This window comes from Streptomyces sp. NPDC037054 (genome assembly GCF_055606745.1).
Genome location: NZ_JBVJSJ010000013.1, coordinates 225,524 through 247,639 on the forward strand (window position 1 = coordinate 225,524; position 22,116 = coordinate 247,639).

Below are 22,116 nucleotides of genomic sequence, written 5' to 3' on the forward strand. Positions count from 1 at the left end.
CGGTCACCCGCGCGGCGTCCGGGTCCCGGGCCGCCGTCCCCCCGTGGTCCGGTGTTCACGCGGCCCGGGTGTACCGGTGGCGTCGGGAGGGGTGCGTATGGTCCTCCGCCTCCCGGGTGTCCTGGGTGCCGGTGCCGGTGCCGTGGGCGGCGCGGCGGGCGTGGAGTGCGGCGCGCACCCGGCGCTGGTGGTCGGCGCGGCGGATCAGGTCGGCGGAGCGGTACTGCTGGAGCTCGTACTCGTACATGGTGTGTCCCTGGTGAGAGGCCGGTGCCCGGCTCGTTCCGGGCATGCCCCCACCTTCGTCTCCAAGGCGGTACGGCCGCATCGGGCGTGTTCCGCATCTTCGGGGGCCGCCGGGACCTCAGAGGGGGCCGCCGGGACCTCAGACGTGCGTGAGGGGCCTCGGAGGGGTCCGTAAGGTGCTTACGGACCCGCGAGGCCCCTCCCGGTGTACGCGCTGTGTGTACGCGCTGTCAGCTCGTCGACGGCAGTCCGAGCAGGACGCCGGTGTACTTGAGGACGGCCAGCAGCAGGCCGACGGCGCCGAGCGCGACGCCGCCCAGGGCGACCGACTTGATCCAGCCGGCCTGCGGCCTGCCCGGCGCGCCGAACGCGGGCCGGGCGAGCACGACGGCGCCGACGACCAGCGCGAGCACGGCGAACACGCCGCCCCACAGGGCGCTGGCCTGCCAGGCGTCGCCGTACACGGCCTGGACCTGGTCGGCGACGCTCGCCGACTGCGAGGTCCGGAGCTGGCCGATCAGCGTCTCGCGCGCGGCGGCCACGGTGCCGACCCAGCTGCCGGTGAGCGAGACGACGCCCAGCGCGGCGGACACGACGGCCCCGGCGCCCTGGCCGACGCCGGACGGGCCGGCCGCGGCCACCGCGTCCTCGTCCTTGCCCTCGTCGTCCGCGTCCTGCGCCTCGGCGGCGTCGGCGGCCGCCGCGTCCTGCGCGTCCTCGGACTCGGTGACGTCCACCGCCTCCTCGTCGTTCGCGGCCCCGGGGGCCTCGTGGGCCTCGGCGGCCTCGGTTCCGTCCACTGTCTTCGTTGCCATGCCACGCACCGTACGGACGGAGTCTGAGAGTCTGCTTAATGATCGTCGTGAGCGGTACGCGCGCGTGCCGCCCGCCACTCCGGGGCCAGCACGGACCACACCTCCAGGTCGTGCCGTACGCCGTGGTGGAGGTGGGCCTCGCGGCGGACGCCGTCGCGGCGCATGCCGAGCCGGCGGGCGGTGTTGAGGCTGGGCTCGTTGCCGGCTGCGGCGACCCATTCGACGCGGTGGATGCCGCGTTCCTCGATCGCCCAGTCGATGAGCACGCGCATCGCGCGCGTGACGAGGCCGCGTCCGGTGGCGGCGGGCTCCAGCCAGCAGCCGACCTCGCAGGTGCCGTTCGCGGCGTCGAAGTTCAGCGTCAGTACGCCGCCGACGAGCTTGCCGTCCAGCCACAGGCCGTGCAGGGAGGCGGTGTCGGCGGCGCGCCAGTCGGCGTACCTCTGGAGGACCTCCCGGGCGCCGTCGGCGTCCGTGGCCCTGGCGGCGAAGGGGACGAAGCGGTTGATGAACTCCCGGCCCCGGTCCAGATGGGCCAGGAACTCCTCGGCGTGCCAGGGCTCCAGGGGCCGCAGTTCCGCGCCGTCGTCACCCAGTGGTATCGCGTACATGCCGCTGCCGTTCCTCCTCCGCCAGGACGTCCGCCACCTCGGCGTCCGTCGCGGCGGCCAGCCTCTCATGGGCCGCGCGGGCCTCGGGAGGCTCGATGCTGATGCGCGGCAGACGCTTGTCGAGCCAGCGGGGCAGCCACCAGTTGGCGCCGCCGAGCAGGTGCATCAGGGCGGGCACCAGCAGGGTGCGCAGGACGAAGGCGTCGAGGGCGACGGCGGCGGCGAGCGCGATGCCGAACATGGCGATCACGCGGTCGCCGCTGAGGACGAAGGCGAGGAAGACCGAGATCATGATGACCGCGGCGGAGTTGATCACGCGGCTGGTCTCGGCGAGGCCCACGCGCACGGCACGCCGGTTGTCGCCGGTCTCCAGCCACTCCTCGTACATGCGGCTGACCAGGAACACCTGGTAGTCCATGGACAGGCCGAACAGCACCGACACCATGATCACGGGCAGGAACGGTTCGATGGGTCCGGCGGCGCCGAGGCCGAGCAGTTCGCTGCCCCAGCCCCACTGGAAGATCGCGACGACGACCCCGAAGGCGGCGGCGACGGCGGCGACGTTCATCGCGGCGGCCTTCAGCGGGATGCCGACGGAGCGGAAGGCCAGCAGGAGCAGCAGACAGCCGAGGCCGATGACGACGCCGACGAAGAGGGGCAGCTTGTCCACGATGACGTCGGCGAAGTCGTCGTAGCCGGCCGTCATGCCGCCCACCTGGACGTCGAGGGCGGTGCCGGTCTCGGCGCGCGGCAGCACGTCGTCGCGCAGCCGGTCGACGAGGTCGCTGGTGTCCTTCGACTGCGGCGAGGACTCCGGGACGACGGTGAGGTACGCCGTGTCGCCGCCGGCGTCGTAGGTCACGGGCGTCACGGACGCGACGCCGTCGGTCGTGCGCAGGGTGGCGTCGAGGTTGTCGAGGGCCAGTCGGTCGTCGGCGCCGTGCACCTCTGTGACGAGGGTGAGCGGGCCGTTGACGCCGGGGCCGAAGCCGTCGGCGAGCAGGTCGTAGGCCTGGCGCGTGGTGGCGGTCTTCGGGTCGTTGCCCTGGTCGGAGGTGCCCAGGTGCAGGGAGAGCGTGGGCAGCGCCAGGACCGCCATGACGACGACGGCGATGCCGCCGAGCAGCTTGGGGTGCCGCTCGACGAACGCCGACCAGCGGGCGGCGAGCCCGGTCGGCACCTCGGGCTCGGGGCCGTGCTCGGTGAGGCGGCGCCGCTCGCGGCGGCTCAGCGCGCGCATGCCGATGAACGACAGCAGGGCGGGCAGCAGCGTCACGGACGCGGCCACGGTGAGGACGACGGTGAGCGAGGCGGCGATGGCGACGCCGTTGAGGAAGCTCAGGCGCAGGATGAGCATGCCGAGCAGGGCGATGCACACGGTGGCGCCCGCGAAGACGACGGCGCGTCCGGTGGTCGCGACGGCGTTGGTCGCGGCCTCGGCGACGGACAGCCCGCGTTTCAGGCCGCGCCGGTGCCGGGTGACGATGAACAGGGCGTAGTCGATGCCGACGCCGAGGCCGATCAGCATGCCCAGCATGGGCGCGAAGTCGGCGACGGTCATGACGTGCCCGAGCAGCACGATCCCGGCGTACGCGGTGCCGACGCCGATCAGTGCGGTCGCGATGGGCAGCAGGGACGCGGCGAGCGAGCCGAAGGCGAGGAACAGCACGATCGCGGCGACGACCACGCCGACGATCTCGGCGAGGTGTCCGCCGGACGTCTCGGTGAGCCCGACCGCGCTGCCGCCTAGCTCCACCCGCAGCCCGTCGGCCTCCGCGTCCTTGGCGGTGTCCACGACGGCCTTCGCGTCGGCCTCGTCGATGTCCTTCGACTGTTCCTCGAAGGTGACGGTCGCGTACGCGGTGTGACCGTCGGCGCTGACGCGGCCTGCGCCCTGCTCGTCGTACGGGCCGGTGACGGAGGCGACGCCGGGCAGTTCCTCGACGCGGTCGAGGGTGCGGGTCATGGTCTGCTCGACGTCTGCGGCGCGGACGCTGCCGGAGCCGGTGTGCCAGACGATCGTGTCGCTGTCCCCGCCGAGGTCCGGGAAGCTCTCCCGGAGCAGTTCGGCGGCCCGGCCCGACTCGGTGCCGGGGACCTTGTAGTCGTTGGAGTAGGCCGAGCCCGCCACGACCGCGGCGGCGGACACCCCGCCGAAGGCGAGGAGCCACAGCAGGACCGCGACCAGACGGCGTCGGACACACCAGCGAGCGAGGGCTGCCACGGAAAGAGCTCCAGGGGGGTGGACTGCACGGGGGCACGGCAGTGCGATGCCTGCCGTGCAGTGCCACTGTTACAGCCAAAAATGATCGTTTGTCGGGTTCGTGGGCTTATTCACAGCCCCGGCCGCTCACGGCCGGAAGCCCTCGGCGGCCGTCAGTCGGAGTGGTCGCCGACCGCCATGACCATCACTCCGGCGATCAGCAGCCACAGCGCCCTGCGGGTCCGGCCGCGCGCTCCGAGGACCGCCGCGAGGGCGCACACGGCGGCGCCGAGGGCGTACGCGACCGGGACGACGGCCGGCGCGTCGCCGCCGAGCCGGAGCAGCGCGGCGGCGAGGCCCGCGAGGGCGAGCAGGGCTCCGCCCCCGGCGGCCGCCCAGCGGGCCCGCCGCGCGTCGCCGACCGGGGTGTCGTCCTCGGCCCCGTCCGGGCTGTCGCCCTCGGGCCCGGGGGCCTCCGGCTCCGCGGGCGGCTCGGAATCAGCGCGTCCACTCATGCCGCGGGAGCGTAGCGCGCCCGCCCCGCGGCACGCCGGAGGGGAGGCACCCGGACTGCCGGGCGCCTCCCCTCCGCCGCTGCCGGCCGTCAGCCCTCGACGCCCAGCTTCTGCAGGATCAGCTCCTTCACGCGGGCCGCGTCGGCCTGGCCGCGCGTGGCCTTCATGACCGCGCCGACCAGGGCACCGGCCGCGGCCACCTTGCCGCCGCGGATCTTGTCGGCGATGCCCGGGTTGCCGGCGATGGCCTCCTCGACGGCGGCCGTGAGCGCGCCCTCGTCCGAGACGACCTTCAGGCCGCGCTTGTCGACGACCTCGTCCGGCGTGCCCTCACCTGCGAGAACGCCCTCGATGACCTGGCGGGCCAGCTTGTCGTTCAGGTCGCCCTTCGTCACCAGCTCGGTGACCCGGGCGACCTGCTCCGGCGTGATCGCCAGCTCGTCCAGGGCCTTGCCGGACTCGTTGGCGCTGCGGGCCAGCTCGCCCATCCACCACTTGCGGGCGGACGCCGCGTCGGCACCGGCGTCGATCGTGGCGACGATCGGGTCCAGCGCGCCGGCGTTGAGGATCGCCTGCATGTCGGTGCCGGAGATGCCCCACTCCTCGCGGAGCCGGTTGCGGCGCACCAGCGGCAGCTCGGGCAGCGACGCGCGGATCTCCTCGACCCACTCGCGGGACGGCGCGACGGGCACCAGGTCGGGCTCCGGGAAGTACCGGTAGTCCTCCGCCTCCTCCTTCACGCGGCCCGAGGTCGTGGACCCGGTGTCCTCGTGGAAGTGGCGGGTCTCCTGGACGATCGTGCCGCCGGACGACAGCACGGCCGCGTGCCGCTGGATCTCGAAGCGGGCCGCGCGCTCCACGGACCGCAGTGAGTTCACGTTCTTCGTCTCGGAACGCGTGCCGAACTTCTCGGTGCCGTTCGGGCGCAGCGACAGGTTCACGTCGCAGCGCATCTGGCCCATCTCCATCCGGGCCTCGGAGACGCCGAGCGCTCGGATGACCTCGCGCAGTTCACGGACGTACGCCCGCGCGACCTCGGGGGCACGCTCGCCCGCTCCCTCGATCGGCTTGGTGACGATCTCGATGAGCGGGATGCCGGCGCGGTTGTAGTCGAGCAGGGAGTGGGACGCGCCGTGGATGCGGCCGGTGGCGCCGCCGACGTGCGTCGACTTGCCGGTGTCCTCCTCCATGTGGGCGCGCTCGATCTCCACGCGGAAGGTCTCGCCGTCCTCCAGCTGCACGTCGAGGTAGCCGTTGAAGGCGATCGGCTCGTCGTACTGGGAGGTCTGGAAGTTCTTCGGCATGTCCGGATAGAAGTAGTTCTTCCGGGCGAAGCGGCACCATTCGGCGATCTCGCAGTTCAGCGCGAGACCGATCCTGATCGCGGACTCGACGCCGGTCGCGTTGACGACCGGCAGCGCGCCGGGCAGGCCGAGGCAGACGGGGCAGGTCTGCGCGTTGGGCTCGGCGCCCAGCTCGGTGGCGCACCCGCAGAACATCTTGGTCTTGGTGCCGAGTTCGACATGGACCTCGAGGCCCATGACGGGGTCGTACGACGCGAGCGCGTCCTCGTACGACACCAGGTCGGTCGTGGTGGTCACGGTGAAAACTTCCCTCTCAGCCCAGCAGGACGTCGTCGTCGCCCAGCCGCTTCAGCTCGCGGTAGAGGATGGCGAGGCCGGTGACGATCGCGGCGGCGGACACGGTGGCGTCGATGAGGACCAGGGTGTCCTTCTCGGCGCGGGCCGTCCTCAGCCGCTTGGCGACGCCGATCGCGCCGAACGCGGTGGCGGCCATGGACAGGTACGTACCGGACTTGGACTTCTTGAAGCCCTTGGCCTTGGTCAGTGCACTCACAGCGACGGTGCCTCCTCGAGCAGCGGGTGGCCCCACTTTTCCACGAAGGCGGCCTCGACCGCGGCGCCCACCTTGTAGAGCCTGTCGTCCTTCATGACCGGGGCGATGATCTGCAGGCCGACCGGGAGGTTGTCCTCCGGGGCGAGGCCGCAGGGCAGCGACATGGCCGCGTTGCCCGCCAGGTTGGTCGGGATGGTGCACAGGTCCGCGAGGTACATCGCCATCGGGTCGTCGGCGCGCTCGCCGATCGGGAAGGCGGTGGTCGGGGTCGTCGGGGAGACGATCACGTCGACCTGCTCGAAGGCCTTGTCGAAGTCCTGCTTGATCAGCGTGCGGACCTTCTGGGCGCTGCCGTAGTACGCGTCGTAGTAGCCGGAGCTCAGCGCGTACGTGCCCAGCATGATGCGGCGCTTGACCTCGGGGCCGAAGCCGGCCTCGCGGGTCAGGGAGGTGACCTCCTCGGCGGAGTGCGTGCCGTCGTCGCCGGTCCGCCGGCCGTAGCGCAGGCCGTCGAAGCGGGCGAGGTTGGAGGAGCACTCGGACGGGGCGATCAGGTAGTACGCCGACAGCGCCAGGTCGAAGGACGGGCAGTCCAGCTCGACGATCTCGGCGCCGAGCTCCTTGAGCAGCGCGACGGACTCCTCGAAGCGCTGCATGACGCCGGCCTGGTAGCCCTCGCCGCGGAACTGCTTGACGACGCCGACGCGCATGCCCTCGACCGAGCCGTTGCGCGCGGCCTCGACGACCGGCGGGACGGGCGCGTCGATGGACGTGGAGTCCATCGGGTCGTGCCCGGCGATCACCTCGTGCAGCAGCGCCGCGTCCAGGACCGTACGGGCGCAGGGCCCGCCCTGGTCGAGGGAGGACGAGAACGCGACCATGCCGTACCGCGACACGGCGCCGTACGTCGGCTTCACGCCGACCGTGCCGGTGACGGCGGCCGGCTGGCGGATGGAGCCGCCGGTGTCGGTGCCGATGGCGAGCGGCGCCATGTGCGCGGCCAGCGCGGCGGAGGAGCCGCCGCCGGAGCCGCCGGGGATGCGGGTGAGGTCCCACGGGTTGCCCGTCGGCCCGTACGCGCTGTTCTCGGTGGAGGACCCCATGGCGAACTCGTCCATGTTGGTCTTGCCGAGGATGACGACGTCGGCGGCCTTCAGCCGCTGGGTGAGGGTCGCGTCGTAGGGCGGGATCCACCCTTCGAGGATCTTGGAACCGACGGTCGTCGGGATCCCCTCGGTGGTGAAGATGTCCTTGAGCGCGAGGGGGACGCCGGCCAGCGGGCCGAGCTTCTCCCCGCGGACCCGCTTCTCGTCCACGGCGCGGGCCTGGGCGAGGGCGCCCTCGCGGTCGACGTGCAGGAAGGCGTGCACCTTCTCGTCGACGGCCTCGATGCGGGCGAGGTGGGCCTCGGTGACCTCGACGGCCGTGAGCTCGCCGGAAGCGATCTTCTCGGCGGTCTCGGCGGCGGTGAGCCTGATGATGTTGCTGTCCGTCATGACGTGTTAGTCCTCCCCCAGGATCTGCGGCACCTTGAAACGCTGCTGCTCCTGGGCCGGGGCGCCGGAGAGCGCCTGCTCGGGGGTGAGCGAGGGACGGACCTCGTCCGGGCGCATGACGTTCGTCAGCGGGAGCGGGTGCGAGGTCGGCGGTACGTCTTGGTCGGCGACTTCGCTGACGCGGGCGACCGCGCCGATGATGTCGTCGAGCTGGCCCGCGAAGTGGTCGAGTTCTTCGGGCTTCAGCTCCAGACGCGCCAGCCGGGCGAGGTGGGCGACCTCCTCGCGCGTGATGCCAGGCATGCAGCGATCCTCTGGGGTGAGTGTGTTGGGTTTGGCCCAATCCTATGGGTCCGGGGGCCGTACCCGTTAAACGGTCCGGGGACCGGCCCCGGGCCGGGTCCTAGCCCACGCACCCCGGGTCGTCCCCCGCCGCCGCGGGCAGCGCGGCGGCGGGCCGCTGCCAGCCGCGGTCCCCCCGCGCCCGCAGCCACGCCGTGGTCTCCTCCGGCGGCATCGCCGCCGCGACCAGCCAGCCCTGTACGGCGTCGCAGCCCAGGTCCCGCAGCCGCTCCCACGTCTCGTCGTCCTCGACGCCCTCGGCGACGACGAGCAGGCCGAGGGAGTGCGCGAGGTCGAGGGTGCAGCGCACGATCTCCGCGTCCTCGGCGTCGACGGCCAGCCGGGCCACGAAGGAGCGGTCGATCTTCAGCTCGCTGACGGGCAGCCGCCGCAGGTGCACCAGCGAGGAGTAGCCCGTGCCGAAGTCGTCCAGCGACATCTTCACGCCGTGCCCGGTCAGGCCGTTGAGGGTGTCGGCGGCGCGCTGCGGGTCCTCCAGCAGGACATGCTCGGTGATCTCCAGCTGGAGCGCGCCGGCCGGGACGCCGTGCCGGGCCAGCCGGGCGGCGACGGAGCCGGCGAAGCCGGGCGTGTGGACGTCGCGCGGGGAGACGTTGACCGCGACCGGCACGAACAGGCCCTGCGAGCGCCACACGGCGACCTGGGCGAGCGCGGTCTCCAGCACGTACTCGGTGAGGTGGGGCATCAGCCCGGAGGACTCGGCGATCGCGATGAACTCGTCCGGCGGCACCTTGCCGCGCTCGGGGTGCACCCAGCGCACCAGCGCCTCGAGTCCGGCCACTTGGCCGTCGAAGCGGACCTTGGGCTGGTAGTGCAGCTCGACCTCGTGCGCGTCGAGGGCGCGGCGCAGGTCGCCCAGAAGGCCGAGCCGGTCGGGGGTGTTGGAGTCGCGCTTGGACTCGTAGGCCTCGACGCCCGTGCGGTCCCGCTTGGCCTGGTACATCGCCACGTCCGCGCGGCGCAGCAGGCCTTCGGCGTCGAGCGCGTGGTCCGGGAACACGGCGACCCCGGCGCTTGCCTCCAGCACGAGCGTGAGGCCGTCGAGGTCGAGGGGTGAGCTGAGGGCCGCCACGAGGGTGCGGGCGACACGGGTCGCGGACGTCGTCGAGTCGGCGACGGGGAGTAAGACGGCGAACTCGTCGCCGCCGAGCCGCGCGGCCTCCGCCCCGCGCGGCAGGGCGAGGCGCAGCCGGTCGGCGATCTGGAGCAGCAGCCGGTCGCCGGCGAGGTGGCCCAGGGTGTCGTTGACCGACCGGAACCGGTCGAGGTCGATCAGCATGAGGGCGGCGCGGGCGTCGATGCGTTCGGCGTCGTCCAGCGCGGTCCAGATGCGCTCCAGCAGCCACTGCCGGTTGGGCAGCCCGGTCAGCGGGTCGCGCAGTTGCTCCTCGGCCCGGGCGCGGGCCATCCACAGGGTGGAGTCGAGGGCGATCAGCGGGATGGCGAACAGCGGCAGCAGCACGGGCCGCGCGACGGCGACGACGCACACCAGGGGCGCGATGCCGAGCAGCGCGACCGCCACCAGGCCCTGTCTGACCAGGGCGGTGCGGGCGACGGTGGGCAGTCCGCGGTTCGGGGCGTGCAGGTACCACAGCAGCAGGCGGGTGACGGCGAGGTAGGCGACGGCGACCAGGATCACCTCGGGCACCGCGTAGAGCGTCCAGGTGTCCGGGGTCCAGGGGTGCTCGACGGAGGGCACGGATCCGGAGACGGCCAGGACGAGGGCGCCGGCGCCGATGCCGAGGATGTCCACCGCGCCGTGCAGCGCGCCCTGGCGCCAGCGGCCGCGGCGGGCGACGCCGACCAGGACCACGACGGTGAGGCTGACCATGCCGGCGGGCACCCAGCCGTACAGCAGCAGGACGGCGAGGGTCAGGGCGGCGCCGGAGCCGGTGCCGCCCCACCAGCGGGAGCGGCCGAGCATGACGAGGTGGCCGACGATGATGCCGGTGAGCACCGCGAGGGACCAGCCGACCCGGCCGGACGGGAAGAGGGCGTGGCCTTCGGCGAACGCGCGGTAGAAACCGGCGCCGAGGACGATCCCGGCCGCCGCGACGACCGCCGCGTGCAGCGGGGGCCAGGTCCACCGCCGGTCCTGCTCGGCGCCGGGCAGGGCCGGGGCGTGTCCGGCGGTGGCGTAGGCGGCGCCTGGGCCGTGCGCCGCGGGGCGGTGGTGGCCGGCGTGGGTGTCCACGCCGGCGTGCGCGGCCCGCGCGGCCCGGTGGAACGCCCGCAACGCGTTGGTCACGCGGCGCAGGCGCAGCCGTGTGTCCGGGGCGGCGCTCTCGGTCGGTTCCATTCCCGTCCCTCTCACGGCCGGCGGCGCCCACGCCACGCGGTCCGACGCCCGACAACCATCAACGGCTCCGCGTTGGAAAACCCTGTCCCCGGAACTTCGGCAGCACGGGAACGCACCGGCCGCGGCTGGGCACGGCAGGCGCACATCTCAACAGTAGGCCGCGGAAGGCTTCTACGGGCAGCGGTCGTCGACGGTTGCCCGAATGCGCCCCTGCCACCCTTATGCATCTGATATGCGCCGATCAGGTGGCCTTCAACCGCTATTCCTCGGCCGAAAGTGCGACGCCGGCGGCGGCCTCCGGCCCTTGCTCCAGCAGGACGTTGAAGCCGTCCTCGTTCAGAACCGGAACCTTCAGCTGCATCGCCTTGTCGTATTTCGATCCCGGGCTGTCACCCACCACGACGAACGACGTCTTCTTGGACACCGATCCGGTCACTTTGGCGCCTCTGGCCTGCAGGGCGTCCTTGGCGCCGTCCCGCGTGAAGTGTTCGAGGGTGCCGGTGACGACGACGGTGAGACCTTCGAGGGGGCGCGGCCCTTCGTCCTCCCCGGAGCGCTCGTCCTCCATGCGGACACCGGCGGCCCTCCACTTGCGGATGATCTCCTGGTGCCAGTCCTCGGCGAACCACTCCTTGACCGCCTTTGCCACGATTTCGCCCACTCCGTCGACCGCGACGAGCTCTTCCTCACTGGCCTGTTCAATGCGGTCGATGGACCGGAACTCGCGGGCCAGCGCCTCCGCGGCGACCGGTCCGACGTGCCGGATCGACAGTCCGGTGAGGATGCGGGCGAGCGGGCGCTCCTTCGCGGCGGCGATGTTCTCCAGCATGGCGAGCGCGTTCTTCCGGGGCCCGCCCTCCTTGTTGGCGAAGACCTGGGCGACCTTCTCCTCGCCGGTCTCCGGGTCGCGCTTGGGCAGGCCGCTGTCCTGGTCGAGGACGTACGCCCTGATGGGCAGCAACTGCTCGATGGTGAGGTCGAACAGGTCGCCCTCGTCCTTCAGCGGCGGGTCCTCGGGCTCCAGCGGGGCGGTGAGGGCGGCGGCGGAGACATAGCCGAACGCCTCGATGTCGAGCGCCTTGCGGCCCGCGAGGTAGAACAGCCGCTCCCGCAACTGGGCGGGACAGCTCCGGGCGTTGGGGCAGCGCAGGTCGACGTCGCCCTCCTTCATCGCCTTCAGCGGCGTACCGCAGGCGGGGCACTCGGACGGCATCACGAATTCGCGCTCGCTGCCGTCGCGCGCGTCGGCCACCGGGCCGAGGATCTCCGGGATGACGTCACCGGCCTTGCGCAGCACCACCGTGTCGCCGATGAGCACGCCCTTGGCCTTGACGACGTCCTGGTTGTGCAGCGTGGCGAACTCGACCTCGGAGCCGGCCACCGTCACCGGCTCGACCTGGGCGTACGGAGTGACCCGGCCCGTGCGGCCCACGCCCACGCGGATGTTGACGAGCTTGGTGTTGACCTCCTCCGGCGCGTACTTGTAGGCGATCGCCCAGCGCGGCGCGCGGGAGGTGGAGCCGAGCCGGCCCTGGAGCGGGATCTGGTCGAGCTTGACGACGACGCCGTCGATCTCGAACTCCACCGAGTGGCGGTTCTCGCCGTAGTGCGCGATGAACTCCCGTACGCCGTCGAGGCCGTCCACCACCTTGTTGTGCCGGGAGGTGGGCAGGCCCCAGGTCTTCAGCAGGTCGTAGGCCTGGGAGAGGCGGGTCACGCCTGCGGAGCCCTCCAGGGCGCCGATGCCGTGCACGACCATGTGCAGCGGGCGGGTGGCGGTGACGCGCGGGTCCTTCTGGCGCAGCGAACCGGCCGCCGCGTTGCGCGGGTTGGCGAAGGGCTTGTCGCCGGCCTCGACGAGACGGCGGTTGAGCTCCTCGAACTTCTCCATCGGGAAGTAGACCTCGCCGCGGATCTCCACGAGGTCGGGAACGTCGTCGCCGCGGAGGCGGTCCGGGATCTCGGCGATCGTCCGGACGTTGGGCGTGATGTCCTCGCCGGTGCGGCCGTCGCCGCGGGTGGCCGCGCGGGTGAGCCGGCCGTGCTCGTAGGTGAGGTTGACGGCGAGTCCGTCGACCTTGAGTTCGCACAGGAAGTGGTACTCCTGCTCGCCCAGTTCGCGCGCGATGCGGTCGGCCCAGGCGGCGAGCTCCTCGTCGTTGAACGTGTTGTCCAGCGACAGCATGCGCTGCCGGTGCTCGACCGCCGTGAACTCCGTCGCGTAGGAGCCCGCGACCTTCTGCGTCGGCGAGTCCGGCGTGCGCAGCTCGGGGTACTCCTCCTCCAGCGCCTCCAGGGCCCGCAGGAGCCTGTCGAACTCCGCGTCGCTGACGACCGGGGCGTTGTTCACGTAGTACCGGAAGCGGTGTTCCTCGATCTGCTCGGCGAGCAGGGCGTGCTTCTCCCGTGCCTCGGCTGGCACCGCCGTGATGTCCGCTTGCTTGTCGCCGGCCACCGTGTCGTCCTCCCGTTACTCAGGGTTGTCCGCGAGGGATCTCGCCGCCCGGGCGCAGTGGGCGAGGGCCCGGCGCGCGTACTCGGGGGAGGCGCCCGCGAGTCCGCACGACGGCGTGACCGTGACCGCCTCCGCGAGAAGTCCCGGATGCAGCCCCAGCCTGCGCCACAGCGTCCTGACACCCATGACGCTACCGGCAGGGTCTGACAATCCGGTGTCCGTGCCCGGCACCACACCGGCGAACAGCCGGGTGCCGCCCTCGACCGCCTCGCCGATCGCGTCGTCGTCACGCTCGGTGAGGAGCGCGAGGTCGAAGGAGACCGCCGCCGCGCCCGCCCGGCGCAGCAGGGCGAAGGGGACGTCCGGCGCGCACGAGTGCACGACGACCGGGCCGCCGTCGTTGACCGCGAGGACGTCGCGCAGCGTGCCCTCGACGATCTGCCGGTCCACGGCCCGGTGGGTCCGGTAGCCGCTGGCCGACCGCACCCGGCCCTGGAGGACGGCGGTCAGGGACGGCTCGTCGAGCTGGAGGACGAGCCGTGCGCCGGGGACGCGGCGGCGCAGTTCAGCGAGGTGCCGGCGCAGGCCCTCGGCGAGGGAGGCGGCGAGGTCGCGGGCGGCGCCGGGGTCGGAGAGGGCGGCCTCGCCATTCCTCAGCTCCAGGCTCGCGGCGAGCGTCCACGGTCCGACGGCCTGCACCTTCAGCGGGCCCTCGTAGCCTTGCGTGAACTCCTCCAGCGCGTCGAGGTCCTCCAGGAGCCAGGCGCGCGCCCGCTTGGTGTCCCGTCCCGGCCGGTCCCCCAGCCGCCAGCCGCTCGGCTCCACGCGCGCGTACAGCTCGACGAGCATCCCGGCGGTCCGTCCGATCATGTCGGCGCCGGGTCCGCGGGCGGGCAGCTCGGGCAGGAACGGGAAGTCCTCGAAGGTCCCGGTCACGGTCTTGACGGCCTCACGGACGTCACCGCCGGGCAGGGAGCCGATACCGGTGGCTCCGCCGAAGTGCTTGGTGTCGTTCACGGGTGCAGCCTACGGAGGTTCGGGCTCCGGTGGCTCCGGGGGCGGAGCCACCGGAGGCGGTCAGCGTCCCGGACGTACCGTCAGGTCGTTGACCTCCGCGTCGCGCGGCAGGTCCAGGGCCATGACGATCGTCGTCGCGACCGAATCGGGGTCGATCCACTTCGACGCGTCGTACGCCTTGCCCTCCTGCTGGTGCACCTTCGCCTGCATGGGGCTCGCGGTCCGGCCGGGATACACCGACGTGACGCGGACGCCGTTGCCGTGCTCCTCGTGCCGCAGGGAGTCCGCGAGCGCCTTCAGGCCGTGCTTGGAGGCGGCGTACGCCGACCAGTCCGCGTGGGCGTTCAGGCCCGCCCCCGAGTTCACGAACACCACGTGCCCGCGTGCCGTCCGCAGCTGGGGCAGGAACAGCCGCGTCAGCTCGGCGGGCGCCACGAGGTTGACGCTCAGCTGGTGCCGCCACGTCTTGGGCGTCAGCTCGCCGACCGGACCGAGGTCGACCACGCCCGCGATGTGCAGCAGCGAGTCCACCTGCTCCGGCAGCGTCTGGTGGGAGAAGGCCCAGCTCAGCCTGTCGGGGTCCGCGAGGTCGCCGACGAGGGTCCGCGCCCCGGGGAACTCCGCGGCCAGTTCCTTCGCGCGGCCCGCGTCGCGCGCGTGCAGCACGAGGTCGTCCCCGCGCGCGTGCAGACGGCGGGCGACGGCCGCGCCGATGCCGGACCCGGCCCCGGTGATCACATGTGTAGCCATGCCCGCCATGCTCGCACCACCGGCGCTCAGGCCACGCCCCGGCTCTCCTCCAGGTAGGCCAGCGCGCCGACCGGCTCCTCGGCGAAGAACACCAGCTCGGTCAGCGGGCGGGGCAGGAAGCCCTCGTCCTCCATGCGCCGGAACTGCTCCTTCAGGCCGTCGTAGAAGCCCGCCGTGTTGAGCAGCACAACCGGCTTGTCGGTGTGGCCGTGCTTCTTCAGCTCCAGGATCTCGGTGGCCTCGTCGAGCGTGCCCGTGCCGCCCACCATGATCACGACGGCGTCGGCCTTCTCCAGCAGCAGCCTCTTGCGCTCGGCGAGGTCCTTGGCGACGACCATCTCGTCGACGCCGTCCCGGGCCTTGGCGGAGAGGAACTCCACCGAGACGCCCACGAGCCGGCCGCCGGCCTCCTGCACGCCGTCCGCGACGACCTTCATCAGGCCCACGTCGGAGCCGCCCCACACCAGCGTGTGGCCGCCCTTGCCGAGCAGCTCCGCGAACTCCCGGGCGGGGCGCGTGTAACGGTCGTCGAGGTCGGCGGCGGAGAGGAAGACGCAGATGTTCATGGCGCCACGGTACGCGCCGCCTCCTGCGCCGGGGTCACCCGGAGCTTGGACTGCCGGTGCGGCAGGTCCTCCCAGTCGTCCATGAACCGAGCGGTCAGGCCGTACCGGGCGGCGAGGTCCACCAGGGTCTCGGTGCGGTAGTAGAAGTCCTCGTGCAGCACCTGGTGTTCCTCGCCCTCGGTGCGGTCGAAGGTGAAGTCGAAGAAGCCGCCGGGCGCGAGGATCCGGCCGACGTGCGCGAAGCACTCCTCGATGACGTGCCGGGGCGAGTGCGAGAAGACGCTGTGCGCGTGGACGACGTCGAAGTGCGCGTCGGGCAGGAACGCGAAGGTGAGGTCGTTCGCGAGCATCAGGTGCGGCAGCTTCGCCTGGAGGCCCTCCCGTACGAGGGTGTCCTGGGCGGCGAGCAGGATGGCCGGGGAGATGTCGATGCCGTAGTAGTGGCCGGTGTCCAGGTGGTCGATGAACAGCCGCCCCGCGCGCAGGTTGCCGCAGCCGATGTCCAGCATCCGGTGCCCGGGCCGCAGCCCGTGCCGCAGCAGGTAGTCGAACTGCATGCGGCCGATGCGCTCCCAGGACTCGGCCGACGGGTTGTGGCCGACGGCGGCCCTGGGGTCGCGGGCGGCGTCGGAGGCCATGACGGCCCGGTAGTACGCGATGTGGTCGCGGTGCTTGAGCCTCAGCCACGTGTCGCGGGCCACGCGCCGGACGTGGGCGGGGACCCTGTCCGGGTGGGACAGGGCGTACCGCACCTGGTGGGCGAGGCTGCTGCGGTTCCTGGCCGGTCGGGTGGTCGCCATGGGGGGCCTCCTGCGGGAAGAACTCGGCTTCAGGGTGCGCTGTATCGGAGGAGTCGGCTACCCAAGGAGGGGCGATCGTGACCGAAGGACACCGGATCACCGTCGAGAAGAGTGACCGCCACGTGCGCGTGGTGCGCGACGGCCAGGTCCTCGCGGAGAGCGCCGACGCCCTGCTCCTGCGGGAGACGGGCTGCCCGGACCGCTACTACCTGCCGCCCGAGGACGTGCGCCTCGACCTGCTGACGCCGTCCGCCACGCACACGTATTGCCCGTTCAAGGGCACCGCGTCCTACTGGTCCCGGCCGGACGCGGCGGACCTGGTGTGGGCGTACCCGGACCCGAAACCGGCCGTGGCGGAGATCAAGGACCACCTGTGCTTCTACGAGGTGGAGGTCGGCTGACCGCCGCGGTGTCGGGGGCGACGAATCGCGTGCGGTAGGGCAGTCTGCACAGGCATGGACAAGAAGACCCATTCCCAGGACGGCACGTCCATCGCCTACCGGCGCACCGGGCAGGGGCCCGCGGTGATCCTCGTGAGCGGCGCGATGTCGACGGGCGCCACGGTCGCGCCGCTGTCCGGGCCGCTCTCCCGGCACTTCACCGTCGTCGTGCACGACCGGCGGGGCCGCGGCGAGAGCGGCGACACGCGGCCGTACGACGTGGCGCGCGAGGTGGAGGACCTGGCGGCGCTGATCGACGTGGTGGGCGGGCAGGCGTCGCTGTACGGCATCTCGTCGGGCGGCGCGCTGGTGCTGGAGGCGGTGGCGAGCGGTCTGCCGGTGCGCCGGGCCGCCGTGTACGAGGTGCCGTACGTCATGGACGAGGACGGCGCGCGGCAGCGGCGGGAGTACGGCGAGCGGCTGGCCGAGGCGCTGGGGCAGGGGCGGCGCGGGGACGCGGTCGAGCTGTTCCTGCGGCTGACGGGGCTGGCCGAGGAGATGATCCAGGGCGCGCGGCAGTCCCCGATGTGGGCCGCCATGGAGGAGATCGCGCCGACCCTCGCCTACGACCACGCGTGTCTGGGCGACGGCCGGGTGCCGCGCGAGAAGCTGGCCGCGCTGACCGTGCCGGTGCTGTCGCTGGCGGGCGACGCGAGCCCGCCCTGGATGCGCGCGGCGGCCGAGGCGGTCGCCGAGGCGGCGCCGGCCGGCACGTACCGCGCGCTGGCGGACCAGACCCACATGGTCGACCCGAACGTGCTGGCGCCGGTGCTGACGGAGTTCTTCGCGGAATGACGGAGCGGCCGGGACGGTCCTGCCGCGCGGGCCTCACCGGCCGCCGCCGGTCCTCTCGCGCGGGCCTCGCCGGCCGCCGCCCGTCCCGTCGCTCAGGCCACGCCCGCCGCCGTCGCCCGGACCGTCGACGCGATGGTCGCCGAGCCCACCACGCGCGTGCCGTCGTACAGGACGATCGCCTGGCCCGGGGCGACGCCGCGGACGGGCTCGCTGAAGCGGACCTTCAGCTCGCCGTCGACCGGCTCGGCGGTCACCGGCGTCTCGTCGCCGTGGGCGCGCAGCTGCGCGGTGTAGGTGCCGGGGCCGGTCGGGGCGGCTCCGCACCAGCGGGGCCTGATCGCGGTGAGCGCGGTGACGTCGAGGGCGGCGGCGGGGCCGACGGTGACGGTGTTGTCGACGGGCGAGATGTCGAGGACGTAGCGCGGCTTGCCGTCGGGGGCCGGGGTGCCGATGCGCAGGCCCTTGCGCTGGCCGATGGTGAAGCCGTACGCGCCCTCGTGGGTGCCCAGCTTGGCACCGGACTCGTCGACGATGTCGCCCTCGGCCCGGCCCAGCCGGTTCGCGAGGAAGCCCTGGGTGTCGCCGTCGGCGATGAAGCAGATGTCGTGCGAGTCGGGCTTCTTGGCGACGGCGAGGCCGCGCCGCTCGGCCTCCGCGCGGATCTCGTCCTTGGTGGTGACCGTGTCGCCGAGGGGGAACATCGCGTGTGCGAGCTGCCGGTCGTCCAGCACGCCCAGCACGTACGACTGGTCCTTGGCCATGTCGGAGGCGCGGTGCAGTTCGCGGGTGCCGTCCTCGCGGGTGATCACCTTGGCGTAGTGGCCGGTGCAGACCGCGTCGAAGCCGAGGGCGAGGGCCTTGTCGAGCAGCGCGGCGAACTTGATCTTCTCGTTGCAGCGCAGGCACGGGTTCGGGGTGCGGCCGGCCTCGTACTCGGCGACGAAGTCCTCCACGACGTCCTCGCGGAAGCGGTCGGCGAGGTCCCACACGTAGAACGGGATGCCGATGACGTCGGCGGCGCGGCGGGCGTCGCGGGAGTCCTCGATGGTGCAGCAGCCGCGCGCGCCCGTGCGGAAACTCTGGGGGTTCGCGGAGAGCGCGAGGTGGACGCCGGTGACGTCGTGGCCGGCCTCGGCCGCGCGGGCCGCGGCGACGGCTGAGTCGACGCCGCCGGACATGGCGGCGAGGACGCGGAGGGGTCGGGTGCGCTGCGGGGTGTCAGTCATAGCCTCTCCAGGGTACGGGGGCCGCGGCACCGCGGAACCGGGAACCAGGGCCCCGGGGTATCCGTTCACGATCACATGGGGGCGAGACGAGCATCCAAGGACACCGACCGGCGCATCGGGCGACGGGCGGTGATCGTCGGCGGCGCGGCGGCGGCCGTCGGTACGGCCGCGCTCGCCCGGGACGAGCTGGCCCGGCTGTGGTGGCGGGCGCCGGGCGTGGAGAAGCCGCGCAAGCCGGGCGAGGTGGACTTCCGGGGTGCGCGCTGGCGGGCGGCGTCGGAGGCGAACTGGCGCCGCGCGGACCGGCCCGACGACTACGGCATCGACATGGTGATCGTCCACGTCACGCAGGGCAGTTTCGACAGCGCGGTGCGGGCCTTCCAGGACCCGGGGCACCGGGCGGCCACGCACTACATCGTGGGCCAGGACGGCCGGATCACGCAGATGATCCGCGAGCTCGACGTGGCGTACCACGCGGGCAACCGCTCCTACAACGAGCGGAGCGTGGGCATCGAGCACGAGGGCTTCGTGGACCGGCCGCAGGACCTCACGGACGAGATGTACGAGGCGTCGGCCCGTCTCACGGCCCGGATCTGCGCGCGCTACGGCATACCCGTGGACCGCAAGCACATCATCGGCCACGTGGAGGTGCCCGGCACGGACCACACGGACCCGGGCCCGCACTGGGACTGGGACCGCTACATGAAGCTCGTACGCCGGGCCCGGACGGCCACGGCCTGACTCAGCCGAGCGCGGCGGCGGCGAGGGCGGCGGCCGGGGCGAGGCCCTGGCCGAGAGCGCCCCGCCACAGGCGGGGGAAGGACACGGCGAACACGACGGCGGACACGACGAGGAACGCGCACAGGTAACCGACCAGGGTGCGGCCGGCGGTGGTGTCCCCGGTGTGCAGGGCGACGATCCCGGCGACGAGGCCGAGGCCGAGCAGCATGTTGTAGACGGCGACGCCCGAGCGCCAGAGGGTGACCTCGGGGGCGTCCGCCGTGGACGTGGTGAGGAAGCGGCGGACCTCCGGGCGGCCGTAGCAGAAGCGCTCCAGGATCCCGACCACGACGTGGATCAGGGCGGCGAGCAGCGCGAAGGCCTGCGCGACGACGTTCACGTCCGAAGTGTCCGCCTCCGCCCGCTTCTCGGCAAGGCGAGCCCGGCCCGCGGGACCGGAGGCCGGGGGGTCCGTCCTACGTCAGTCCGGCCGCCCGCGCCCGCTCCACCGCCGGTCCGATGGCCTTGGCGAGGGCCTCGACGTCGGCCGCCGTGGAGGTGTGGCCGAGGGAGAAGCGCAGGGTGCCGCGGGCGAGTTCCGGGTCGGTGCCGGTGGCGAGCAGGACGTGGCTGGGCTGGGCGACGCCCGCGGTGCAGGCGGAGCCCGTGGAGCACTCGATGCCCTGGGCGTCGAGCAGGAGCAGCAGCGAGTCGCCCTCGCATCCGGGGAACGTGAAGTGCGCGTTGGCCGGGAGGCGGTCCTTGGGGTCGCCGCCGAGGATCGCGTCGGGCACGGCGGCGCGGACCGCGGCCACGAGGTCGTCGCGCAGGGCGCCGATCTCGCGGGCGAACCACGCGCGCTGCTCGGCGGCCAGCCGCCCGGCGACCGCGAAGGAGGCGACGGCGGGCACGTCGAGGGTGCCGGAGCGCACGTGCCGCTCCTGACCGCCGCCGTGCAGCACGGGCACGGGCGTGTACTCGCGGCCGAGGACGAGGGCGCCGATGCCGTACGGACCGCCGATCTTGTGCCCGGACACCGTCATCGCGGCGAGCCCGGACTCGGCGAAGTCGACGGGCAGCTGACCGAAGGCCTGCACCGCGTCGGCGTGCAGCGGGACGCCGAACTCGCTCGCGGCGTCGGCGAGTTGACGGACCGGCAGGACCGTGCCGATCTCGTTGTTGGCCCACATGACGGTGGCGAGGGCGACGTCGTCGGGGTTGCGGGCGATGGCCTCGCGCAGCGCCTCGGGGTGGACGCGGCCGTAGGAGTCCACGGGCAGGTACTCGACGGTGGCGCCCTCGTGTTCGCCGAGCCAGTGCACGGCGTCGAGGACGGCGTGGTGCTCGACGGGGCTCGCGAGGACGCGGGTGCGCGCGGGGTCGGCGTCGCGGCGGGCCCAGTACAGGCCCTTGACCGCGAGGTTGTCGGCCTCGGTGCCGCCGGAGGTGAAGACGATCTCGCTGGGCCGGGCGCCGAGGGCGTCGGCGAGGGTCTCCCTGGCCTCCTCGACGGTGCGCCGCGCGCGGCGGCCGGCCGCGTGGAGCGAGGAGGCGTTGCCGGTGACACTGAGGTGCGCGGTGAGTGCCTCGACTGCCTCGGGAAGCATCGGGGTGGTCGCGGCGTGGTCGAGGTAAGCCATGGTGACCCCGATTCTACGGGGCTGTTCCGCGCGCCCTTCGGGCCGTGCCCCGGCGCCGCCGCCCCAGTGGTCCCAGGGGTTTCAGAAGCTCCAGGAGATGGTGTTGTCGGCGTGCACGAACGCCGCGAGGACGAGGAGGTCGGCGACGCCGAGCCCGAGGCCGAGGAGGGCCCGGCCGCGGCGGGCGGTGCCGCGCCACAGGGCGACGCCGGCGAGCGCGATGGCGGTCGGCCCGAGGAACACGTTGAGCACGAGGAGGCCGAGCAGGCCGAGGACGAAGGACGCGACGGCCATGCCGTCGGTGTCGCGGATGCCGGTCCGGTGAGTGGCCGGTGCGGTCAGATGCATGGTGGGTCGGCTCCCGGCGGTCGGTGGAGGGTCGGACGTGCGGGTCAGCCGGCGGTGGTGCCGCGGCGGCGGGCGTGGCGCTCGCGGAGGGCGAAGACGCCCAGCCACGCGGCGATCACGACGGCGGCGACGAGGGTGAAGGACAGGGGTGCGTGGGCGACGGTGCCCAGGGCGACGCCGAGCAGCAGGAGCGCTGCGACCAGGAAAAGCATGGAGATTCCCCCTCCGGTCGGGCGAACAATGTGGTGACAGTTGTTCACTGACTACCCAGTCTAACGCGCGTCACGACTTTGCCCTGACGGAGAACGGTTGTTGACTGCATGCCATGAGTCACACCCTCGGCGCCCGGCAGGCCCAGAAGCGGAAGACCCGGCAGGCGCTGCTGGCGGCGGCGTTGGGGCTGCTGGAGGAGCAGAGCCTGAGCAGCCTGGGGCTGCGCGAGGTCACGCGCGCGGTCGGCGTCGCCCCGACCGCGTTCTACCGGCACTTCCGCTCCACGGCGGACCTGGGCGTGGCGCTGGTCGAGGAGGCGCTGGGCAGTCTGCACCCGATGATCCGCAGGACGGTGGCCACGACGGGCGACAGCGACGAACGCATCGACCGCGCCGTGGAGTTGATCGCCGGGCACGTGGACGCGCACCCGGCGCACGTGCGGTTCGTCGCGCGGGAGCGGCACGGCGGGGTGCAGCCGGTGCGGGAGGCCATCCGGGCCCAACTGGCCCGGTTCGCCGGTGAGGTGAAGGAGGAGCTGGCCAAGGACCCGGTGTCGGCGGGCTGGAGCGAGGACGACCTGACGATGCTCGCGCATCTCTACGTCGACCAGATGCTCGTGACGGCGTCGCTGTTCCTGGAGGCGCCGGCGGGCGAGGAGCGGGCGCGTGTCACGCGGCTGGCCGCCCGGCGGCTGAGGCTGATCAGCCTCGGCCGCCGGCACTGGCTGGACTGAGACCGGCG

24 protein-coding genes are annotated in these 22,116 nt (G+C 72.9%); 4 read left to right on the forward strand and 20 right to left on the reverse strand.

What is annotated here, in order from left to right; translation table 11 throughout:
- Nucleotides 1–55 precede the first annotated feature (55 nt).
- From ACZ7D7_RS28020 to ACZ7D7_RS28090, 15 genes are all read right to left on the reverse strand, one after another.
- Nucleotides 56–292 (reverse strand): hypothetical protein, encoded by a 237-nt coding sequence (locus tag ACZ7D7_RS28020; protein WP_470827841.1) that lies wholly within the window; start codon nucleotides 290–292, stop codon nucleotides 56–58.
- A 184-nt stretch (nucleotides 293–476) separates the two neighbouring features.
- Nucleotides 477–1,061 carry a hypothetical protein gene (locus tag ACZ7D7_RS28025; RefSeq protein ID WP_470827842.1) on the reverse strand — a complete coding sequence of 195 codons (585 nt, stop codon included), beginning with the start codon at nucleotides 1,059–1,061 and terminating at the stop codon, nucleotides 477–479.
- 35 nt (nucleotides 1,062–1,096) lie between these two features.
- Entirely contained in the window at nucleotides 1,097–1,672 is a 576-nt protein-coding gene (locus ACZ7D7_RS28030) for a GNAT family N-acetyltransferase (protein ID WP_470827844.1), read from the reverse strand.
- Nucleotides 1,650–3,896 carry an MMPL family transporter gene (locus tag ACZ7D7_RS28035; RefSeq protein WP_470827845.1) on the reverse strand — a complete coding sequence of 749 codons (2,247 nt, stop codon included), beginning with the start codon at nucleotides 3,894–3,896 and terminating at the stop codon, nucleotides 1,650–1,652. The genes ACZ7D7_RS28030 and ACZ7D7_RS28035 overlap by 23 nt, the downstream gene beginning before the upstream one ends.
- Nucleotides 3,897–4,048: 152 nt before the next feature.
- Entirely contained in the window at nucleotides 4,049–4,390 is a 342-nt protein-coding gene (locus ACZ7D7_RS28040) for a hypothetical protein (protein WP_470827846.1), read from the reverse strand.
- 89 nt (nucleotides 4,391–4,479) lie between these two features.
- Entirely contained in the window at nucleotides 4,480–5,991 is a 1,512-nt protein-coding gene (gatB, locus tag ACZ7D7_RS28045) for an Asp-tRNA(Asn)/Glu-tRNA(Gln) amidotransferase subunit GatB (protein ID WP_470827847.1), read from the reverse strand.
- Nucleotides 5,992–6,007: 16 nt separating this feature from the next.
- Complete coding sequence (locus tag ACZ7D7_RS28050; RefSeq protein ID WP_470827849.1) at nucleotides 6,008–6,247, reverse strand: hypothetical protein; 240 nt, start codon at nucleotides 6,245–6,247, stop codon at nucleotides 6,008–6,010.
- Nucleotides 6,244–7,743, reverse strand: coding sequence for an Asp-tRNA(Asn)/Glu-tRNA(Gln) amidotransferase subunit GatA (gene gatA, locus ACZ7D7_RS28055; RefSeq protein ID WP_470827851.1), 1,500 nt, complete (start codon nucleotides 7,741–7,743; stop codon nucleotides 6,244–6,246). Before gatA ends, ACZ7D7_RS28050 begins: the two co-directional genes overlap by 4 nt.
- A gap of 6 nt (nucleotides 7,744–7,749) precedes the next feature.
- The gene (gene gatC / locus ACZ7D7_RS28060) at nucleotides 7,750–8,046 is read right to left on the reverse strand and encodes an Asp-tRNA(Asn)/Glu-tRNA(Gln) amidotransferase subunit GatC (RefSeq protein WP_031117542.1); all 297 of its coding nucleotides are present in this window, start codon (nucleotides 8,044–8,046) and stop codon (nucleotides 7,750–7,752) included.
- Between the two features lie 100 nt (nucleotides 8,047–8,146).
- Nucleotides 8,147–10,405 (reverse strand): putative bifunctional diguanylate cyclase/phosphodiesterase, encoded by a 2,259-nt coding sequence (locus ACZ7D7_RS28065; protein ID WP_470827852.1) that lies wholly within the window; start codon nucleotides 10,403–10,405, stop codon nucleotides 8,147–8,149.
- Between the two features lie 259 nt (nucleotides 10,406–10,664).
- Nucleotides 10,665–12,860: an NAD-dependent DNA ligase LigA gene (gene ligA / locus ACZ7D7_RS28070; RefSeq protein ID WP_470827854.1), complete on the reverse strand. Its 2,196-nt coding sequence runs from the start codon at nucleotides 12,858–12,860 to the stop codon at nucleotides 10,665–10,667.
- A 15-nt stretch (nucleotides 12,861–12,875) separates the two neighbouring features.
- The gene (locus ACZ7D7_RS28075) at nucleotides 12,876–13,877 is read right to left on the reverse strand and encodes a methionine synthase (RefSeq protein ID WP_470827855.1); all 1,002 of its coding nucleotides are present in this window, start codon (nucleotides 13,875–13,877) and stop codon (nucleotides 12,876–12,878) included.
- 60 nt (nucleotides 13,878–13,937) lie between these two features.
- Nucleotides 13,938–14,636 (reverse strand): SDR family oxidoreductase, encoded by a 699-nt coding sequence (locus ACZ7D7_RS28080; RefSeq protein WP_470827856.1) that lies wholly within the window; start codon nucleotides 14,634–14,636, stop codon nucleotides 13,938–13,940.
- 17 nt (nucleotides 14,637–14,653) lie between these two features.
- Nucleotides 14,654–15,193, reverse strand: a complete 540-nt coding sequence (locus ACZ7D7_RS28085; RefSeq protein WP_470827858.1) for an LOG family protein — start codon at nucleotides 15,191–15,193, stop codon at nucleotides 14,654–14,656.
- On the reverse strand, nucleotides 15,190–15,993 hold the full coding sequence (locus ACZ7D7_RS28090) for a class I SAM-dependent methyltransferase (protein ID WP_470827860.1): 804 nt from the start codon (nucleotides 15,991–15,993) through the stop codon (nucleotides 15,190–15,192). Before ACZ7D7_RS28090 ends, ACZ7D7_RS28085 begins: the two co-directional genes overlap by 4 nt.
- A gap of 77 nt (nucleotides 15,994–16,070) precedes the next feature.
- On the opposite strand from ACZ7D7_RS28090, the gene ACZ7D7_RS28095 reads away from it, so the two are divergent.
- A complete protein-coding gene (locus ACZ7D7_RS28095; protein WP_470827862.1) occupies nucleotides 16,071–16,394 on the forward strand; it encodes a DUF427 domain-containing protein in 324 nt (107 codons plus the stop codon).
- Between the two features lie 54 nt (nucleotides 16,395–16,448).
- Nucleotides 16,449–17,228, forward strand: a complete 780-nt coding sequence (locus ACZ7D7_RS28100; protein WP_470827864.1) for an alpha/beta fold hydrolase — start codon at nucleotides 16,449–16,451, stop codon at nucleotides 17,226–17,228.
- Nucleotides 17,229–17,320: 92 nt separating this feature from the next.
- On the opposite strand, the gene mnmA is transcribed toward ACZ7D7_RS28100, so the two are convergent.
- Complete coding sequence (gene mnmA, locus ACZ7D7_RS28105) at nucleotides 17,321–18,454, reverse strand: tRNA 2-thiouridine(34) synthase MnmA (protein WP_470827866.1); 1,134 nt, start codon at nucleotides 18,452–18,454, stop codon at nucleotides 17,321–17,323.
- A gap of 75 nt (nucleotides 18,455–18,529) precedes the next feature.
- Here mnmA and ACZ7D7_RS28110 point away from each other — a divergent pair, with 75 nt between their 5' ends.
- Nucleotides 18,530–19,195: an N-acetylmuramoyl-L-alanine amidase gene (locus ACZ7D7_RS28110; RefSeq protein ID WP_470827867.1), complete on the forward strand. Its 666-nt coding sequence runs from the start codon at nucleotides 18,530–18,532 to the stop codon at nucleotides 19,193–19,195.
- Between the two features lies 1 nt (nucleotide 19,196).
- Here the strand turns inward: ACZ7D7_RS28110 and ACZ7D7_RS28115 are convergent, their stop codons facing one another.
- The 4 genes from ACZ7D7_RS28115 to ACZ7D7_RS28130 form a co-directional block, all read right to left on the reverse strand.
- On the reverse strand, nucleotides 19,197–19,574 hold the full coding sequence (locus tag ACZ7D7_RS28115; RefSeq protein WP_470827868.1) for a DUF1304 family protein: 378 nt from the start codon (nucleotides 19,572–19,574) through the stop codon (nucleotides 19,197–19,199).
- A gap of 76 nt (nucleotides 19,575–19,650) precedes the next feature.
- Nucleotides 19,651–20,814, reverse strand: a complete 1,164-nt coding sequence (locus tag ACZ7D7_RS28120; protein ID WP_470827869.1) for a cysteine desulfurase family protein — start codon at nucleotides 20,812–20,814, stop codon at nucleotides 19,651–19,653.
- An 81-nt stretch (nucleotides 20,815–20,895) separates the two neighbouring features.
- Nucleotides 20,896–21,162: a DUF4190 domain-containing protein gene (locus tag ACZ7D7_RS28125; protein ID WP_470827871.1), complete on the reverse strand. Its 267-nt coding sequence runs from the start codon at nucleotides 21,160–21,162 to the stop codon at nucleotides 20,896–20,898.
- A gap of 44 nt (nucleotides 21,163–21,206) precedes the next feature.
- A complete protein-coding gene (locus tag ACZ7D7_RS28130) occupies nucleotides 21,207–21,374 on the reverse strand; it encodes a hypothetical protein (RefSeq protein WP_470827872.1) in 168 nt (55 codons plus the stop codon).
- 113 nt (nucleotides 21,375–21,487) lie between these two features.
- Here ACZ7D7_RS28130 and ACZ7D7_RS28135 point away from each other — a divergent pair, with 113 nt between their 5' ends.
- Complete coding sequence (locus ACZ7D7_RS28135) at nucleotides 21,488–22,108, forward strand: TetR family transcriptional regulator (RefSeq protein WP_470827873.1); 621 nt, start codon at nucleotides 21,488–21,490, stop codon at nucleotides 22,106–22,108.
- The last annotated feature ends 8 nt before the right edge of the window (nucleotides 22,109–22,116 follow it).

What these genes read in the sequence shown, in the direction of transcription:
- ACZ7D7_RS28020 (WP_470827841.1), bottom strand. Translation starts at nt 292, where the DNA reads ATGCCCGGAACGAGCCGGGCACCGGCCTCTCACCAGGGACACACCATG.
- ACZ7D7_RS28025 (WP_470827842.1), bottom strand. Translation starts at nt 1,061, where the DNA reads ATGGCAACGAAGACAGTGGACGGAACCGAGGCCGCCGAGGCCCACGAG.
- ACZ7D7_RS28030 (WP_470827844.1), bottom strand. Translation starts at nt 1,672, where the DNA reads ATGTACGCGATACCACTGGGTGACGACGGCGCGGAACTGCGGCCCCTG.
- ACZ7D7_RS28040 (WP_470827846.1), bottom strand. Translation starts at nt 4,390, where the DNA reads ATGAGTGGACGCGCTGATTCCGAGCCGCCCGCGGAGCCGGAGGCCCCC.
- gatA (WP_470827851.1), bottom strand. Translation starts at nt 7,743, where the DNA reads ATGACGGACAGCAACATCATCAGGCTCACCGCCGCCGAGACCGCCGAG.
- gatC (WP_031117542.1), bottom strand. Translation starts at nt 8,046, where the DNA reads ATGCCTGGCATCACGCGCGAGGAGGTCGCCCACCTCGCCCGGCTGGCG.
- ACZ7D7_RS28065 (WP_470827852.1), bottom strand. Translation starts at nt 10,405, where the DNA reads ATGGAACCGACCGAGAGCGCCGCCCCGGACACACGGCTGCGCCTGCGC.
- ACZ7D7_RS28080 (WP_470827856.1), bottom strand. Translation starts at nt 14,636, where the DNA reads ATGGCGGGCATGGCTACACATGTGATCACCGGGGCCGGGTCCGGCATC.
- ACZ7D7_RS28085 (WP_470827858.1), bottom strand. Translation starts at nt 15,193, where the DNA reads ATGAACATCTGCGTCTTCCTCTCCGCCGCCGACCTCGACGACCGTTAC.
- ACZ7D7_RS28090 (WP_470827860.1), bottom strand. Translation starts at nt 15,993, where the DNA reads ATGGCGACCACCCGACCGGCCAGGAACCGCAGCAGCCTCGCCCACCAG.
- ACZ7D7_RS28100 (WP_470827864.1), top strand. Translation starts at nt 16,449, where the DNA reads ATGGACAAGAAGACCCATTCCCAGGACGGCACGTCCATCGCCTACCGG.
- mnmA (WP_470827866.1), bottom strand. Translation starts at nt 18,454, where the DNA reads ATGACTGACACCCCGCAGCGCACCCGACCCCTCCGCGTCCTCGCCGCC.
- ACZ7D7_RS28110 (WP_470827867.1), top strand. Translation starts at nt 18,530, where the DNA reads ATGGGGGCGAGACGAGCATCCAAGGACACCGACCGGCGCATCGGGCGA.
- ACZ7D7_RS28120 (WP_470827869.1), bottom strand. Translation starts at nt 20,814, where the DNA reads ATGGCTTACCTCGACCACGCCGCGACCACCCCGATGCTTCCCGAGGCA.
- ACZ7D7_RS28125 (WP_470827871.1), bottom strand. Translation starts at nt 21,162, where the DNA reads ATGCATCTGACCGCACCGGCCACTCACCGGACCGGCATCCGCGACACC.
- ACZ7D7_RS28130 (WP_470827872.1), bottom strand. Translation starts at nt 21,374, where the DNA reads ATGCTTTTCCTGGTCGCAGCGCTCCTGCTGCTCGGCGTCGCCCTGGGC.
- ACZ7D7_RS28135 (WP_470827873.1), top strand. Translation starts at nt 21,488, where the DNA reads ATGAGTCACACCCTCGGCGCCCGGCAGGCCCAGAAGCGGAAGACCCGG.